This is a genomic window from Chitinophaga sp. (genome assembly GCF_019236475.1).
Classification (GTDB): domain Bacteria; phylum Bacteroidota; class Bacteroidia; order Chitinophagales; family Chitinophagaceae; genus Chitinophaga.
In genome coordinates this window covers 396611-414564 of record NZ_JAFAIX010000009.1, presented here as the reverse complement: position 1 = coordinate 414564, position 17954 = coordinate 396611, and the positions used below count along the sequence as shown (strand labels likewise).

Annotated in this window: 13 protein-coding genes and 1 pseudogene; 10 read left to right on the top strand and 4 right to left on the bottom strand. The window is 46.0% G+C overall.

The window, feature by feature from the left end; translation table 11 throughout:
* Positions 1-7: 7 nt before the first annotated feature.
* The gene (locus tag JO154_RS12975; protein WP_291946076.1) at positions 8-1648 is read left to right on the top strand and encodes a SusD/RagB family nutrient-binding outer membrane lipoprotein; all 1641 of its coding nucleotides are present in this window, start codon (positions 8-10) and stop codon (positions 1646-1648) included.
* A 53-nt stretch (positions 1649-1701) separates the two neighbouring features.
* Here the strand turns inward: JO154_RS12975 and JO154_RS26510 are convergent, their stop codons facing one another.
* The 3 genes and pseudogenes from JO154_RS26510 to JO154_RS12965 form a co-directional block, all read right to left on the bottom strand.
* Positions 1702-2115: a helix-turn-helix domain-containing protein gene (locus JO154_RS26510; RefSeq protein WP_366935585.1), complete on the bottom strand. Its 414-nt coding sequence runs from the start codon at positions 2113-2115 to the stop codon at positions 1702-1704.
* Positions 2098-2370, bottom strand: a pseudogene (locus JO154_RS26505) (response regulator); the annotation flags it as partial. The gene JO154_RS26510 and the pseudogene JO154_RS26505, both read right to left, overlap by 18 nt.
* 319 nt (positions 2371-2689) lie before the next feature.
* The gene (locus JO154_RS12965) at positions 2690-3097 is read right to left on the bottom strand and encodes a hypothetical protein (protein ID WP_291946074.1); all 408 of its coding nucleotides are present in this window, start codon (positions 3095-3097) and stop codon (positions 2690-2692) included.
* A gap of 430 nt (positions 3098-3527) precedes the next feature.
* Here JO154_RS12965 and JO154_RS12960 point away from each other — a divergent pair, with 430 nt between their 5' ends.
* The 3 genes from JO154_RS12960 to JO154_RS12950 all read left to right on the top strand — a co-directional run bounded on the left by JO154_RS12960 (position 3528) and on the right by JO154_RS12950 (position 6825).
* Positions 3528-4097, top strand: a complete 570-nt coding sequence (locus JO154_RS12960; protein ID WP_291946072.1) for an NADAR family protein — start codon at positions 3528-3530, stop codon at positions 4095-4097.
* 82 nt (positions 4098-4179) lie between these two features.
* Positions 4180-5715, top strand: a complete 1536-nt coding sequence (locus JO154_RS12955; RefSeq protein ID WP_291946070.1) for an arylsulfatase — start codon at positions 4180-4182, stop codon at positions 5713-5715.
* A gap of 135 nt (positions 5716-5850) precedes the next feature.
* Positions 5851-6825, top strand: coding sequence for an HAD family hydrolase (locus JO154_RS12950; protein ID WP_291946068.1), 975 nt, complete (start codon positions 5851-5853; stop codon positions 6823-6825).
* A gap of 8 nt (positions 6826-6833) precedes the next feature.
* Here the strand turns inward: JO154_RS12950 and JO154_RS12945 are convergent, their stop codons facing one another.
* Positions 6834-7598, bottom strand: a complete 765-nt coding sequence (locus tag JO154_RS12945; RefSeq protein WP_291946066.1) for a patatin-like phospholipase family protein — start codon at positions 7596-7598, stop codon at positions 6834-6836.
* 126 nt (positions 7599-7724) lie between these two features.
* Here JO154_RS12945 and JO154_RS12940 point away from each other — a divergent pair, with 126 nt between their 5' ends.
* From JO154_RS12940 to bioA, 6 genes are all read left to right on the top strand, one after another.
* Complete coding sequence (locus JO154_RS12940) at positions 7725-8396, top strand: response regulator transcription factor (protein WP_291946063.1); 672 nt, start codon at positions 7725-7727, stop codon at positions 8394-8396.
* A gap of 13 nt (positions 8397-8409) precedes the next feature.
* The gene (locus JO154_RS12935; RefSeq protein ID WP_291946061.1) at positions 8410-9675 is read left to right on the top strand and encodes a HAMP domain-containing sensor histidine kinase; all 1266 of its coding nucleotides are present in this window, start codon (positions 8410-8412) and stop codon (positions 9673-9675) included.
* A 64-nt stretch (positions 9676-9739) separates the two neighbouring features.
* On the top strand, positions 9740-11698 hold the full coding sequence (locus tag JO154_RS12930; protein WP_291946059.1) for a TonB-dependent siderophore receptor: 1959 nt from the start codon (positions 9740-9742) through the stop codon (positions 11696-11698).
* A 58-nt stretch (positions 11699-11756) separates the two neighbouring features.
* Positions 11757-13706, top strand: coding sequence for an LTA synthase family protein (locus JO154_RS12925; protein ID WP_291946057.1), 1950 nt, complete (start codon positions 11757-11759; stop codon positions 13704-13706).
* 276 nt (positions 13707-13982) lie between these two features.
* Positions 13983-16532: an ATP-binding protein gene (locus JO154_RS12920; protein ID WP_291946055.1), complete on the top strand. Its 2550-nt coding sequence runs from the start codon at positions 13983-13985 to the stop codon at positions 16530-16532.
* A gap of 63 nt (positions 16533-16595) precedes the next feature.
* On the top strand, positions 16596-17873 hold the full coding sequence (gene bioA / locus JO154_RS12915; protein WP_291946053.1) for an adenosylmethionine--8-amino-7-oxononanoate transaminase: 1278 nt from the start codon (positions 16596-16598) through the stop codon (positions 17871-17873).
* The last annotated feature ends 81 nt before the right edge of the window (positions 17874-17954 follow it).

The window sequence follows — 17954 nt, the reverse complement described above, 5'->3', positions numbered from 1 at the left end:
CGGAATCATGAAAAAAATATTCGTCATATTAGGTATGTCCATCGCCTTCACTTCCTGTAAGAAATGGCTGGACGTCAATAACAATCCAAATAATCCGACTGTAGATGTGCCAAGTGCAGAACAACGCCTTCCCGCCATCATCAGAGGATTTGCAGATGCTTACGAAAGCGCTGGTACAAGAACATCATTACTGACACAACAAGTAGGGGTGTATTATGCCAGCACCAATAACTGGGACCTGAGCCGCTGGTATTCCAATGCGAGTACCTCTAACTGGCCATGGCAAGGCTGGTATGTGTATACCGCCAGCAACTTTGATCCGCTATTTGCCGCTGCTAAAAAAGTGGAAGCCTGGCATTATATCGGCGCAGGACTGATCATCAAAGCCTGGGGTTTTGGTACCATGGCAGATCTCTATGGTATGATGCCTTACGATGAATTTGGTGTACCTAGCATCTACACGCCAAAATTCGATGATGGAGAATATGTGCAAGCAAAAGTAATGGCACTCCTGGATGAGGGTATCGCGAATCTGCAGAAACAACAAGGTCCTGCTGCTCCTGCCCTTTCAAAAGCAGATGTGCTCAATAATGGTTCCACTGATAAATGGATCCGCCTGGCATATGGGTTGAAAGCCAGATTCATGCTGCATACCACCAAAAAAGCTAGCTTTAATGCACAAGCGGTGCTGGATGCACTGTCCAAAGGGCCTTTAACCGATGATCAAAGTACTATTATCCAGTATGTAGATGAAGGTCCTACTGTTACAGATGGTTCTAAAGAAGCATTACAGTACAGCAACCTGGCTGTCAATTCAGCGGGAAGATTCACCAAACTGTATATGGACTACCTGTCCAATGCATATACCGGTGCTCCTACCGGCGCTAACAATGTACCAGACCCACGTATCGATTCCATCATCCCTAGAATGCAAACAGATACTGGTTGGTTGCGGACAAAAGGTATGGATATGGCTTCGAGTCTGCCTGCTAAAGGTCCTGCGAATGCGATATACAACACCAATCTCAACAAATTCAATAGCCCGGATTCTATCTACATCCCATTGCTGATGAATCCTTATTCTCCAGCTCCGGGACAACGTATCGTTTCTACCGGTTCTTGGTATACTCGCCGCGGTGGTAAAGGTCTTCTGCTGACCAACGCAGAAATGCGCTTCATTGAGGCAGAAGTGCAATTCCGCCAAGGTAAAGTATTGGAAGCGCTGACTGCCTACAAAGCAGGTATCCGTTCTCATATGAACATCCTGAAAGTGCCTGCCGCGAAAATCGATGAATTCCTGAGCAGCACTTCTGTGGTACAAGACCCTGCTACCCTGACCCTCAGTCATATCATGATCCAGAAATATATCGCCATGACCTTCTCTCCAGAAAACTTCGCAGACATGCGCCGTAATAACTATTGCGCAGATAATGCAGGTAACTACAATGAGATCTCCGGCATATATAAAGGGTTCAAACGCCCTGGACACCTGTATACGCAGTGCTATCCAAATGCAACTGACTATCCAAGACGCTTCGCTATGGCCAGCTACGAAATCAACTATAACGTAGCACAATTGCTGAAAGCAGATCCAAACGCAGGCAAACCGGAATACATTACCGAACCAGTATGGTGGGATAAACCATAACGGCTCAAAATAACGGCGGGGTACCCAACTGGGTACCCCGCTCTTTTTATGAATCAACGCTGACTGCCTGTAATTATCCCCGCTCGCTTCACCGGGCTATCATCAACCAACGCATATCCCTTCTTCCTGTCTCCCCGGATCATGATCCCTCCCCGCTTAGGTAAATTCTGCCGCAACTTCCGAATGTGTACATGCAACGATCTCCTCGTCCCCTCTGTTTTTCCCCAAACCTCCGCTAATATCCTTTCCACCGGCACATACTTCTGAAAATGACGGGCCAGGATTTTTAATAAGTGCCCCTGCATCTTTGGTAAATCAATCGGCAGATGATCCGGACAAATCAAATGCCGACGCCTAGCATCATAAGCATAATCACCAAATGGATATAAATACTTCTTCGCCTCGTGATTATCATATCGGCTCAATATCCTGCCAATCCGAAGATGCAACTCTTCCAAATCTATCATCCCCTTCCCTAAATAATAGTCGCAGCCACCCTCGTATCCCTCAATTACATCCTCCTCCGTGATACTCCCACTCAAATGAATAATAGGTATGTCTTTATCCTTCTCACGCACCCACTGCCCCAAATCCAGACCAGTTCTATCCGATTTACTATTCCCCGCATGTGGCATATATACATCCAATATCAATAAATCAACCGCCTGCTTCTGGAATAACTCCACTGCCTCCATTTTTGTGTATGCCCAATATACCAGATATCCATACTCCTCCTCAAATTGCTACTTGACCATTCCAGACCATATTACATCATCATCTGCCCATAATATGGTCCGTTTCATTTCGGGTTTTGTCTTCATAGGATTACGACTCCATTTTAAATTTGACCCAAAGAAACTAACAATTATAATCACATAACATTTTCTTAATGCAGATTAACATGTAAATTGAGAGATTATAATAGAATAGTTGGCAATCCTGCCTTCCTAATAGATGCATGCACGCAAAAATCCTGTCATACGCACAAATGCATCCATGCCGACGTATAGCCATCAACGATAATATGCATAGATAACGAACCTAGGCTAATTCCTGCCTCCGTGCCCGTTTTACCCAATTTTTTATACGGTATTCCAACTCCTCCGGACCTACCTCCCAGTCCAGGAAATCATCGCTGCCAGATTGCAACGCATGTATTCTATCTGCCAGTACAGTCCCATCCCCTAACATAATAATTGGCACTATAGTACTAGTTTTGCGAATATTGGCGATTAACTCATAGGCATTGCCCACTATACTCCCAGAGATAACATAGAACAGACGACTGTCTATCAAAATAATATCAAACTTACGACCGATTCCAGATAAAAGATCCGATATCCCAGTGCCAGTACAGAATAACTCTAACCCACTGCAGCACGACAATTCCCGCTCCAGACGATGCCGAAACTCAGACGGATTTGCAGCCAGAAAAATACGAATATTCACATTCTGAGATTTTCTGTGTGGTTTTGGAAGATTGGTTATTCCTTTGATTGTTATACACTCACAATTTCCCATCATTTTTTATTGCATGCAACCGTGTAAACACCCTTTTTTTCCTTTCAAACGCGCATTAACAAATGGTTTACTTAAGCCGATTTTACAAGCACAGAAATATTTTCACCATCTCTGAATGACTACTGACACAAGGTTGTCAGCTACCCCCCAGAAATTTGTGGTATGAAGCATACAATATATGGCCAAGTCATTCGTCAACATCAACATAACCACAGTATTATGTCCTCCATATTTCCCGGGAAAACTATATTCATACCTGTTCGGCTCCTGATAAAGGTGACGGGAAAAATTACTGCCAATATCTGCCGTATGCTGATTCTCCTACTTTTTTAAGATCTTTGCGTCCAATATTTTTTTTATGCTCACAAAAACGTTGTTAATCCAAAGCATGCAGCAAGGAGAGAAATTTAAATTCCTCTGCTTCTGGGGACATACCCCCAAATCCAATACCACCACGGATAAAAGCTGCTTCAGCCAGTGGTTTCCTAGTCCATTTACTGTAGATGGCATCTTATATCCTACAGCCGAACACTGGATGATGGCTGGTAAAGCCCGCCTGTTCAATGATCCGGAAACACTGGAAAAAATACTGGTAGCCACCTCCCCCGCAGCGGCCAAAAAATTAGGCCGCCAAGTAGCTAACTTCGATGCGGCCACCTGGGACCAACACGCTCCCTCCATTGTCAGAGACGGTAACATCCATAAATTCGGACAAAACCCAGATCTACTGACTTTCCTCTTGAACACCAATAACCGCGTACTGGTGGAAGCCAGCCCCTACGACGCTATCTGGGGCATCGGCCTGGAAGCCTCCCATCCACACGCGGAACAACCGGAAAAATGGAAAGGCGATAACCTCCTAGGCTTCGCCCTCATGGACGCCAGATCCTATCTCCAAAAAAAAGGTTACTCTCACACTGCCGGCTAACCCCGGCAGTAGATTTATTCCATAAACGGCTTGACATTGGCCCACAGGGTTATTAAATTGCAGGAGGTTAAGATTTAGAACAATGAAAATGAAACTCTTTGCAATGGTAGCCCTTTGCGGCTCCCTCCTGGCCGGTCATTCCCGCCTGGCAGCCCAGCAAAAGCCTAATATCATCATCATCTACGCGGATGACCTGGGCTACGGCGATGTCAGTTGCTATGGCATGACCCGCATCAAAACACCTAATATCGATAAACTCGCTAAGCAAGGAGTACGCTTTACCAATGGATACGCTACTTCCGCTACGTGTACACCTTCCCGTTATGGACTCCTCACGGGTAGATATCCATGGCGACAAAACAACACAGGCATCGCCCCCGGCGACGCTCCGCTTATCATCCCCACCGATCATAAAACAATGCCCGCCATGCTCCAAGACGCCGGTTACCAAACGGCTGTTATCGGCAAATGGCACCTCGGCATCGGAACGCCAACCCAGCCTATCGATTGGAACCAAGAGCTGAAACCAGGACCACTGGAAGTGGGCTTCAACTACGCTTTCATCATGCCAGCTACCCTGGACCGCGTGCCTTGCGTTTTCGTGGAAAACCACCATGTGGTAAACCTGGACCCGAAAGATCCTATCACCGTCAGCTATACCCATAAAGTAGGTACCGACCCTACCGGCAAAGAAAATCCGGAGAAACTCCGCATGCGCACAGACCCCCACCAGGGCCATGACCAAACCATCGTAGACAGCATCAGTAGAATCGGCTGGATGTCCGGTGGCAACAGCGCCAGATGGAAAGATGAAAACATCGCAGGTATCATCACGCAAAAAGCGATCGATTTCATTGGCCGCAACAAACAACAACCTTTCTTCATTTACTTCGCCAGCGGCGACATACATGTTCCCAGATATCCCAATAGCATGTTCCGTGGTAAAAGCGGTATGGGACTCCGCGGGGATGCTATCCTGCAACTCGATTGGACGGTAGGCCAAATCACGCACGCACTGGATAGTCTTGGCCTTACAAAGAACACCATGATTATCTTCAGTAGCGATAACGGTCCTGTACTGAACGACGGATACCTCGATCAAGCCGCAGAACTCGTGGGCAACCACAAGCCTGCAGGCCCCCTCCGCGGCGGTAAATACAGTTCTTTCGAGGCCGGTGCCCGCGTGCCACTCATCGTTAAATGGCCAGAAGGCATCAAGAAACCTGCTACCAGCAATACACTGATTGGACAGATAGATTTCTTCGCTTCACTGGCTCACCTCACCGGACAATCCATCACCAACGAGGATGCGCCAGATAGCTTTGATATGCTGAACCAACTCCTCGGTAAATCATTCGTCAATCGCCCTTACTTGGTTACACAAGGCGGCCCTCTCTCTATCCTCGAAGGAGATTATAAATACATCACGCCTTCCAAAGGCCGCAAAATCGCTACAGACGTGAATATAGAATTGGGCAATGATCCTGCGCCACAACTCTATAACGTGAAAAATGATGTATTCGAAAAAACAAACCTGGCGGAAAAAGATCCTGCCAAAACCAAAGCGATGGCTGCTAAATTAGAAGAAGTGAAAGCGGCTCACCAAACCAGAAAATAATAATCGAAAGCATAATAGCACAAAGGCGCAAAGGAATCGATATCCTTTGCGCCTTTGCGTTCCCAGCCTTTGCGTCTTTGCGTGAAATAAACAATCCCGAAGCTCAGATGTACTACTAGTAAATATTATTTTCTCATGAATAGCGTTACCCCCAAAATGCTCGTGAATATTTATCTCCTTATATTCATCTCCTTCCGCACGCTTGCCCAGGACCCGCTTCCCTCTTGGAACGATGGCCCCGTGAAAAAATCTATTATCGATTTTGTGGTGGCTGTTTCCACTCCAGGCAATATCGATTTTGTTCCCGAAGCAGATCGCATTGCTACCTTCGATAACGATGGTACACTATGGACGGAAAAGCCGCTGATACAAGGACTCTTCGCTGTATATCGCGTCCATCGCATGGTGCAGCATAATCCATCGTTGAGAGATAAACAACCCTATAAAGCAGTCATGGAAAGCGATCGCGATTATTTTGAAAAGGCAGGCATGCAAGGGGTCATGAAACTTTTCGATGTAACGCATGCTGGCATGACGTCCACGGAGTTTGAACAAGAGGTCAAGGAGTTCTTCCGTACGGTACAACATCCTACCTTACATACCAGTTTGTACAATGTAACATATAAACCACAAATAGAACTGCTGAAATACTTACGGGCACACGGTTTCAAAACATTCATCTGCTCCGGCGGTACGGAAGATTTTATGCGCGTAGTAACGGATTCGCTCTATGGCATTCCACCGGAACAAGTGATCGGCTCTGAAATGAAAATGCGCTACATCGATAGCGCAGGCATCAATGATATGATGCGGCTGCCAGGCATGAAAACACTCAACGACAAACAAGAGAAACCGATCAACATCCGCTACCATATTGGAAAAAGACCAATCCTCGCCTGTGGCAATGAAGGCGGCGCCGGCGATATCTATATGCTGCGATATTGCCAAGGGAATACCTATCGCAATCTGCAACTACTAATTAATCATGATGATGCAGATCGGGAATTTAAATATGAGGAGAAAGACAACACTTCCCTGAATATGGCCAAGCAATTCAAATGGCAGGTGGTCAGTATCAAACAAGATTGGAAATATATCTTTCCCCAATAATATCCCTGCTAAGACAACATTTTACGGGTATATTCCAAACCGGTAGTATAAATCTCATCAAACTTGCTGAAATCGAACATACCAAACTGTCCTAGCCCCTGTGGCTCTATAAACACCTTACATAACAACTGGTTTTTCATCACAGATTCCCGAATGGCCAGATGTAAGGTGCGCTCCAAGTTGAAGAGGAAGCCACTAGCCCTACTATAAGGCGTCAATGGGTTCACATGCACACCAATAATATCAGGGTATTCATCTACCAACGGCTCTATAGGCAAGTTGCTGGACAATCCGCCGTCTACATACTGTATTCCGTCCAGCTCTACGGGCGGAAACAGCATAGGCACAGAAGATGCGGCCAATACCGCTGGAATGATATCTCCTGAATGGAATATCTTCTGTTCTCCTGTAATAAAATTGGTGGCGGCAATGTACAAGGGCATCTCCAGGGATTCAAACGTCTGATGACGCAGTGTTTGACGCAATACCTGCTCCAGTTTCTTCAAGGAAAGAAATCCTGCTTTCCAGTTCTTCCATTGCATGGATAAACCTATCTTGAACTCCCGGAATAGCTGTCGTACTTCGTCCGTGGTATATCCGTCTGCAATGAAGGCCGCCGCGATAGATCCCGCACTGGTAGCCGATATCGCCGATGGCGAGACGCCATATTCTTCATAGGCTTTCAGTACACCAAGATGGGCATAGCCACGGGCCCCTCCACCGGATAATACAAAGGCGCTTCGTTGGGCAATAGTCTTCTTTTGCTCGTCCATTTGGCTAAGATATAAAACGGCGGCAGAAATTGGATCGTGTCTCCCGATAAATTATCTTATTTGTTAATTTATCTTACCTTTCTCCAGCTTCAGAATTCCTTTAGGAATAATACCTACTTTTACCGCATGAAACTGCTTATAATAGAAGATGAACCAGCGCTCAGAACTGCTATCCAGCAATATCTTGAACGACAAGGATATGTCTGCGAAATAGCGGCGGATTTCCGGGAAGCGATTAATAAGGTGAATGAATTCGAATATGATTGCATCATTGCGGATATCACATTGCCTTTTGGCAGTGGCCTGGAAGTGGTGAAGGAGCTGAAACAAATGAGTTCCAATGCGGGTATTATTATTATCTCTGCAAAAGATTCCCTGGAAGATAAATTGCATGGATTAGAATTAGGGGCCGACGACTATCTCACCAAACCTTTCCACCTTTCCGAACTCAACGCACGCATCAACGCACTCCTGCGTCGGAAAAATTTTGATGGCAATACCAGTATTAATTTTAATGAGATCACCATCAAACCTGCTTCCAAAACTGTTTTCATCAACGAGCGGTCGATTACACTTACCGGCAAAGAATACCAACTGTTGTTGTACTTAATTGCCAATCAACACCGCGTGATTACAAAATCGGCCCTCGCCGGGCACCTCTGGGGCGACTCCTACGATCAGGCAGGCTCCTACGATTTTATCTATACACACATCAAAAATCTCCGCAAAAAGATGCTGGAAGCAGGCGGAGAAGATTATATCAAAACTGTTTACGGTGCAGGTTACCGCTTCGGTTAATCATTAAAATATCATGAAGCTTCTTACCAGGTCTACGCTTTATTTCCTTATTATCATGCTGCCGATATTTGCCATCGGTGCAGGTTATCTTTTCAAAAAATTCGATAAGGAAATCAGGCACGAAACCGACGAAGAACTCATCAACGATAAAATTCAATGGATGCGCTACCTCGACACCGCCAAGGTCGATAATGCGGTGCTCCTCCTGAAAACGCCGGAATTCTCCCTCACCCCTACGGACCAGCCCATCCAACAGAAACCCAAGCTCAATGGAGTACGCATCTATCAGGAGCCGGAAGACTCCTACGCACCATTCCGGGAACTCTCCCAGGTAATCAGCTTCCATGGCCACAATTACCTGCTGGTGATGCGTAAATCACAGATTGAAAAAGATGACCTACTCAAAAATATTATCCATGTAATGCTGCTGGCTTTTGCCGGTCTGCTGTTCTTCGCCATCCTCTTTAATTTCATCATCAGTAAGAAAGTCTGGAGACCTTTTTACGATACGCTCGATAAAATCCGTCACCTGCAACTCAGTAAAACGGTCATACCTCAATTCAATAAAACAAAAGTGCATGAATTCAATCAACTGAACGATGCCCTCAACAGCATGACTACACGCATCTCGCAGGATTACACGACCATGAAGGAACTCACGGAAGATGCCGCCCATGAAATGCAAACGCCACTCGCCATCGTACAAGGCAAGTTGGAACTACTCCTGCAAGACGATACCCTTTCTGAAGAACAACTGAAAGCCATTACCCAAAGCTCGGATGAACTACAACGCCTCTCCAGGCTCAACCACAACCTGCTGCTGATCGCCAAAATTGAAAATCAACAATTCCATTTCACGGAACGCACAGACATGGCGGCAGTAACAGATAAATACCTGCAACTCTTCGATGAATTGATGGCAGAAAAGCAAATCACCATCGAATCAGATATACAGCCGGCCAACTGGCAACTACACCCCGCACTGGCAGATATTCTTGTTAGTAACCTGTTGGGAAATGCGATCAAATACAACATGCCAGGCGGAAGTATTCGCGTCACACTGAGTGCAACTACACTTGTCATCACTAACAGCAGCGACTATACGGAAATCCCCGAGAGTAGTCTCTTTCAACGCTTTAAAAAACAACAGGTCAGCCATAGCGCCTCTAATGGACTAGGACTGGCTATCTGCAAAAAAATTACTGATGCTGCAGGCTTGAATATCAGCTATCATTTCCAATCTCCGTTCCACACTTTTACAGTGACTGCAATTTCTTAAAGCTGAATACAGATTTACTCCAAAATCACTACGTTTCTTTGTAGTGGAATTAATCTATCAGTTTATGAAATTTCTAACAACAGCCGCTGTACTATGCGTCAGTTTATCCGCAGTAGCACAGCAGGACACCACTGCTCCAAAAAAGGACACGATATCCTCTGTAAAAGAACTAGAAGGAGTAACGATCTCGTCTACACGTAATAACAGCCGCATTGAAAACCTCCCCATGAAAGTAGAAGTACTGGGCAAAGAGGAAATGATTGAAGAAGCCAGCATCAAACCCGGTAACGTTGCCAGTATCCTGGGCGACTTATCCGTTATACATATTCAAAACACATCTGCTGTTAGCGGCAACAATGCAATCCGTATGCAGGGCCTAGATGGTAAGTATACCCAACTGCTCCGCGATGGATTACCGCAATATGAAGGCCTCAGCGGAAACTTTGGCGTACTGGCCATTCCACCACTGGACCTGAAGCAGATTGAAATCATTAAAGGTTCCGTTTCTACCCTCTATGGCGGTGGCGCCATCGCTGGTATGATCAACTTCATCTCCAAAACACCTACCAGCAAACCGGAACTGACCTTACTGGCCAATGGTTCTACATTAAAAGAAAAGAACTTCAACGGCTACTACGCCCAACGCTGGGGTAAATTCGGCATGACCTTCTTCGGCGGCGTTACCTCTCAAAATCCCGTGGATGTCAACAACGACGGCTTCTCCGATGTTCCCCGCGTACGCCAGTATATCGTGCATCCACGATTCTTCTGGTACCTGAACCCTAACAGTACCCTCCAAGCAGGTTACACTGGAACTTTTGAGAAAAGAGAAGGGGGAGATATGCAGGTCCTCGATCATCATGCAGATAACGTACACACCTATACGGAGATTAACAACAGTAACCGCAACAGTGTGGACCTCCAATATACCCAACGCAACCTGGGCGGCGGTACCCTCACCGTTAAAGGTAATGGCAGCTTTTATAACCTGACCAACACCGAAGGGTCTTTTGTACTGGATGGCCGCCAAGCCAATACCTACGCGGAAGCGTCCTATAACAAAAAAGCGGGTCGCAATGATATGGTGTTCGGCTTGAACAACAATACCGAAAACTATCAACGTGGTCATGGCGATAGCTCCCTGATTAATAATTATAACTACCAGACCATTGGTGCATTCGTGCAGGATGGATTCCATATCTCCGATAAATGGCTGGCAGAAGCAGGCTTACGTGCGGATCACCACAATGTTTTCGGATGGTACGTATTACCGCGCCTCGCTGTGATGTACAGACCTACAGACGATCTGTCGATCCGCCTCAGTGCTGGTACAGGTTACAAATCTCCAGCTATCTTCACCACCCAAACACAAACCATCGGTTACCGCTACCTGCTGCCACTGGGTGCTAACGTTAAATCAGAACGCAGTACTGGCCTGAATTTCGACGGTAACTGGCATACCCGTATCGATGAACTGGATATTACCCTGAACCAAGCGTTCTACTATACCCATATCACCGATCCGATTCTTCCAAATCAAACAAATCCTGCCAAAGTCTTCCTGGAAAATCAGCCATATGCGGTGAACAGTCTGGGTACCGATACCTATGTTCGCATGAAATATGATGACCTGGAACTCTACCTGGGTTATAACCATACTGCTTCTCACTACACAGACGCCACTAAAACCAATGTCCCTTTCGCGCCACAAGATAAATTCGCAGCTACTTTGGCTTATGAAATCGAGGGAAAATGGCGTTTTGGGATAGAAAATAGCTGGATTGGTAACCAATACCTCTACAACAACGAGAAAGCGCCGAACTATTGGTTCTGGGCAGCGATGATCTCTAGAAAAATTGGCGATCATATTACCCTGGTGCTGAACGGGGAAAACCTGTTTGATGCCCGTCAGGGTAAGCATATGCCACTCTGGACAGGCAGCGTTTCCAATCCTACTTTCCAACCTTTATGGGGTCCAATAGACGGTAGAACCATCAATTTCTCCGTGAAATTTGACCTTTAGAAAATAAAAGTCAGTTTTATAAAGCAAGAGTGTACCTTCGCGGTCTAATGTTATTTTAATGAAGCCAACTTTAAACCGCTACAGCGTTCAGTTTGGTTATATCCTTTTATATCTGACGCTTTCGACGATAGTAAGATGTGCACTCTTGCTTTCCTCCTTTTCCGAAGCTAGTCTTACCTTTGGTGGTATTATTAGCGTTTTCGCAAAAGGCTTTGTGTTTGACCTGGGAGTGGCCTTGTTTTTCACCCTGGCATACGCCATTTACCTGCTGATACTGCCACAAAAACTGAATAATACCCTGTTTAACAGGATTTTTACTTATTTCGGTTTCTTCCTCGCAGTACTGATTACCATCTTCTCATTTTTCGCTGAATTTACTTTCTGGGGGGAATATGCCGCCCGGTTCGACTTCATTGCAGTGGATTACCTCCTGTATACTTATGAAGTTATTAGTAATATCAATCAGTCCTATCCCCTGCCATTATTGATTGGCGGCGTATTGCTGGCAACTGCACTAGTGACCTGGCTAGCAGCGCGCAGAGGGATGTTCAAAGCTAGCTTCCAGTCGTATACCCCTATCGGTAAGCGACTGTTGCTAACAGTACTGATCGTGGGCGCGACAACTGCGCATCTCCTCCTGATCAGCAATAGTTGGGCAGAAACGGGCAAAAACCGCTACCAGCAAGAACTTTCCAAAGCGGGTATTTATAGTTTCGCATCAGCCTTCGTGAACAATGAACTGCCGTATGACAAGTATTATTTGATGGAGGACAATGGAGCAGTGTTTCGGGAGATGCGTGCCTTGCTGCAAGCAGGTAACAGCAGTTTTCTGGAAAACGGCAGCAGCATTTACCGACATGTTACAGATACCACCACCAGCACTCGCCCGAATGTAATCATGGTCACGATTGAAAGCTTCAGCGCCGATTTCATGGCCCGTTTCGGCTCCGGACGAAATATCACACCTGTACTAGACAGTATCGCGAAAGAAAGTATCCTGTTTACAAACCTCTATGCTACTGGTACTCGAACCGTGCGGGGTATGGAAGCCCTCACACTGGCAGTTCCACCTACGCCTGGCCAAAGCATCGTTAGAAGAAAAAACAACGAAGGACTCTTCGGTATTAGCAGCATCTTCGCAAAAGCGGGCTACGACCGCACCTTCTTCTATGGCGGCGATGGTTACTTCGATAATATGAACCAGTTTTTCGGAAATAACGGCTTCGATATCCACGATAGATTGCGCCACCGATTGGTAGGCGATAATTTCCCTACCAAACGCACCAACTTCAAAGACAGCGAAGTACAATTCGAAAATGCATGGGGTGTATGCGACGAAGATATCTATGCCGCAGTGATCAGGAATGCAGATGCAAAACATGCTGCAGGCAAGCCTTTCTTTGATTTTGTGATGACGGTTTCCAATCACCGTCCCTTCACTTATCCAGATGGAAAAATTGATATCCCCTCCCATACTGGCAGAGATGGCGCCGTGAAATATACCGATTACGCAATCGGCGAATTTCTACGTCAGATAAAAGATAAACCATGGTTTAAGAATACCATTATCGTATTTGTTGCTGATCATTGCGCCAGCAGTGCAGGTAAGAATGAAATTGAAGTCAACAAATACCATATTCCATGCATGTTGTACAATGTACCCGGACAAGCCCCTCAGGAAATATCCGCGATGTGTTCACAGTTGGATATTTACCCCACACTGTTAGGACTCCTGCATTGGTCGTATGATAGTAACCTATACGGAAAGAATGTGTTAGACTCCACTTATCAACAAAGAGCGATGATTAGTACTTATCAACTACTGGGTTACTTGGAGCCTGGAAAACTAATTATTCTCAGTCCGCAGCAAAAGGCGCAATCTTTCTTGGTAAAGCCCGGCAGTGGCGATTTACAGCCAAATGCAATGGACAGCACATTACTGAAAAAGGCAGTTGCTAATTACCAATCCGCATACACCCTCTTCAAAACCGGAGGCATGCGCAAATAATACTTTACCAGCGGGCAGTAGTCGCGCTGCTGCCCGCTAAATACATGTTACCCCCTCCATTCTTATGCACACAATCTGCACATGATCTCCACATTTGCTGTGCGAAAAAATAACTTGGCTGGAATTGTATTTTTAGTAAATTTATTTTCCTAGCTAATCCATTAAAAGAAACATCTGAACGGTCATAATCCATGCCGCTGTAGCGTAGCTAAAACTTGACGATTCCAACGTAACATTGAAAACCTGTTCGCTTTACAACTAAAACCTGATTTGCTCATGCTGGCCACAACTCTACCTGTATTGCTGCCCCAAGCAGCGAGAGAAGAAGATATTACGGACATCCCTACCCTTCACGAGAAACTTGACCAGCTATCCAGGATTATGGGAATGTTGTGCAATATGCACCAAGCATTGGCCCGTAATAAGAATTCCAGGTATACGCATGAAAGTTTTCTCCAAAGTCTGTTAGACATTACCGGGAGTAAAACCGGCTTTATCGGAGAAGTAGTGCCTGGCATCAATCAGGTACCCACCCTGCAATTACAGGCTGTTACCCGGCCAGAGTGGTTACAGGAGATGAAACGCCGCCACGGCAGCGAATTGGATAATGGTCTCCGATTCATGCAAATGGATGCCCTCTCCCGGCAGATCATAAAAAATGAACTTCCCTTCATTAGTAATAATCCATTACCGGAGGAGGATATGGTTTGCTATCCTGCCAACCTACCCACTCTCCAATCTTTTATAGGCATCCCTGTTTTATTTGATAGAAGACTCATTGGGGTGATTGGCCTCGGCAATAAACCTGGCGGCTATTCCCCTTCCCTCTTCGATACCCTACAACCGCTTATTCAGAGCTATGGGCTATTACAGCATATCAATAACCAGGAAAAAGAACGCCTCAAAGAGGAACAGGCCAATCAATTGATGCGTTCTGATATTGATGCCCTCATCTCCACACTGGATGATATTGTGTTGGAAATGAATGAAGACATGATCTTCACGCGGGTATGGTGTAATAATGAAAGTCTACTCTTCCGCCCCAAAGAGCAAGTCATTGGCCGCTCCCTCCGGGAAACCATGGGAGAAAATGCGCTGATATTTGAAAAATTCGCAGAGGATCTCCTACAAACAGGTACTACACAAGAATATGAATATCGGGATATACGCCAGGCCGTCCAGATCTGGTACAATATGAAAATGTCGCTCATCAAAAGTAGCATCCCCGGTCAGAAGCGCATTCTCGTGATGATTAAAAACATTACCAAACACAGAGAAGATGAAATCCGCTTCCGGCAAACAAAAGCAGACCTGGAAAAAAATAATCACCTGCTGAATATCAGTCAGCAAATGGGCGCTATCGGTGGCTGGGAATTCAATACCAATACCTCCGAACTCTTCTGGACAAAACAAGTCTATGATCTCCGCGAAGTTCCATACGACTTCCCAGTATCATTGGAAATAGCCGCCTCTTTCTACCATCCTGAAGACAAGCCCATTTTCACGGAAGCCTTCAATAATCTGTTGGAAAATCAGAAATCTTATTGCCTGGAATTACGCCACATCTCCTCAAAAGGCACTCCTAGCTGGGTGAAAACGGTGGGCATGCCGGTGTTTACAAACGGTCAAGTTTCTCATTTCCGCGGTATCATCATGGATATCACCAACCAGAAAGTAACAGAACTGGAATTGCTTAAAGCAAAAGAAAATGCAGAAAAAGCGGCTACTTCCCGCAGCGAATTCCTTTCTGTGATGAGCCATGAAATTCGTACACCCCTCAACGCTATTATAGGCATCTCCGGCATACTGGAAGAAAATCATCTTCCCGAAGATAGAGAGGTGATAGAAAGTCTGCAATTCTCCGCCAATCACCTACTAGGACTCATCAATGATATACTTGACTTCAGTAAAATTGAAGCCGGTAAAATTGAACTGGAACATATTCCTGTGCATCTGCCAGACCTGATTCGCGGCATCGCTAGCAACTATCAGCCGCTGGCTAAAGCAAAAGGTATCAAACTGTTCACCGCCCTAGATCACGACCTGCCCCACCATATCATGGGCGATCCTGTACGCCTGGGGCAAATCCTCAATAACCTCATCAATAACGCGATTAAATTCACTCCCTCCGGTTCTGTATGTGTGGAAGTCCACCAGGAAGAACACCATGGCAACAGAACGCATATAGGCTTCACCGTGAGAGATACCGGTATCGGCATTGCGCCAGAAATGCATGACAAAGTATTTGAAACTTTTGTACAGGCAGAAGCGGCTACTACTCGCCGCCATGGCGGTACAGGGCTTGGCCTTGCCATCACCCGCAAACTGGTAGAATTACAACGCGGCCATATCACCTTGGAAAGCACACCAGGAAAAGGTTCTGCCTTCCGGTTCACCCTCGGTTTCGATATACCGGTTATTCACCCCCAACAACATAAACCTCAGCAATTCCCTGCTGGTTTCCTCCAGGATATGAACCTACTCATCGTGGAAGATAATGTGATCAATGTGCGCATCATCGAAATGCAACTGAAAAAATCCGGCGCACGACTCACCACCGCAACCAATGGAAAACAGGCCCTGGAGCGCTTAAAAGAACAAACATTCGATGGCATTATACTCGACTTACATATGCCAGAAATGAATGGCTATGAAGCGATCCCCCATATTAAAATGATTCAACCAGATGCGTTCATTATCGTGCTCACGGCGGATATCATGCCCGATGTGGCAGATAAACTGTCCATCCTGCATGTAAAAGACGTGCTGCCAAAACCTTATGCAGCGCTGGATTTATACAAAATGCTATCCAAGTATTACGAATAAAATTCAAAGACCAACCATTATGTCGGTTGTTGTACCTTCGCAGCTCATTCAATCGCAAGGATTATGCAACAATTGTCATTATCGGCGCGCGACCAGCAGGTTATTTGGCATCCTTACACGCAGATGCAAACAGCGCCCGCACCTATTGCCATCACACATGGCAAAGGGGCACTCCTCTTTGACGATCAAAACAATAGCTATATAGATGCTACCAGTAGCTGGTGGGTAAATATTCACGGCCATGCACATCCTCATATCGCGGAAATGCTGTCCAAACAAGCCTTTCAGCTACAACATATTATTTTCTCCGGCTACACCCATCAGCCAGCAGTAGAACTCGCAGAGCGACTCCTCCCATTGCTCCCGCAAGGCCAACGCCGGGTATTCTATTCCGACAATGGTTCCACTGCCGTAGAAGTGGCGTTGAAAATGGCCCTCCAATACTGGGACAATAAAGGAGAACGCCGCACTAAATTCCTGGCCTTCAAAAATGCTTACCATGGCGATACCTTCGGCGCAATGAGTGTCAGCGGCCGCAGTGTATTTACCCGCGTCTTTGATGAGTTACTCTTTGAAGTACATTTCCTAGACCTGCCCACTGCTTCCAATACAGATACCATCATCTCGCAAATAAAAGACTTAGATCCTACTACCATTGCAGCTTTCATATTTGAGCCACTGGTACAGGGCGCTGGCGGCATGCTCATGTATGAGGCGGCCCCGCTAGATCAACTCTTGCAATGGTGTAAAACCAACAACATCCTCCTCATCGCAGATGAAGTAATGACAGGCTTCGGCAGAACCGGAAAAAACTTCGCGATGGAAAACTGTCAGACTCCCCCTGACATGGTTTGCTTATCCAAAGGCCTTACTGGTGGTAGTATGGCACTAGGTATCACTACCTGCACCAGCAATATCTATGATGCATTTCTCAGCAATGACAAACTAAAAACGCTGTTTCATGGCCACTCTTTCACCGCAAATCCCCTAGCTTGCTCCGTGGCGCTTGCCAGCCTGGATATCTTCACAGATCCCAACTGCGCACAAAACAGGGAGCGCATTAACCAGGCGCACACAGCTTTCCTGCAGGAACTACAGCAATCAGACAAAATAAAAAATCCAAGATTACAAGGCACCATCATCGCATTTGATCTCATCACCACTAACGCTGATGGATATACGAATAACATTGCAGCGTTCCTGCACCAGTTTTTCAGAGAGAGAAGGGTGATGCTCCGCCCGCTTGGCAATACCTTGTATGTACTCCCACCCTATTGCATTACAGATGAGCAGTTGGAGGAAGTATATCAATCGATTCGCGACTTATTGAAAGCACTGTAATAACGAATACAAAACCCGGCGGACAGTTATTCCAAAACACGTTGGTCTGTCGTTCCTGCCCGGCGGGCAAGGACGACGAAA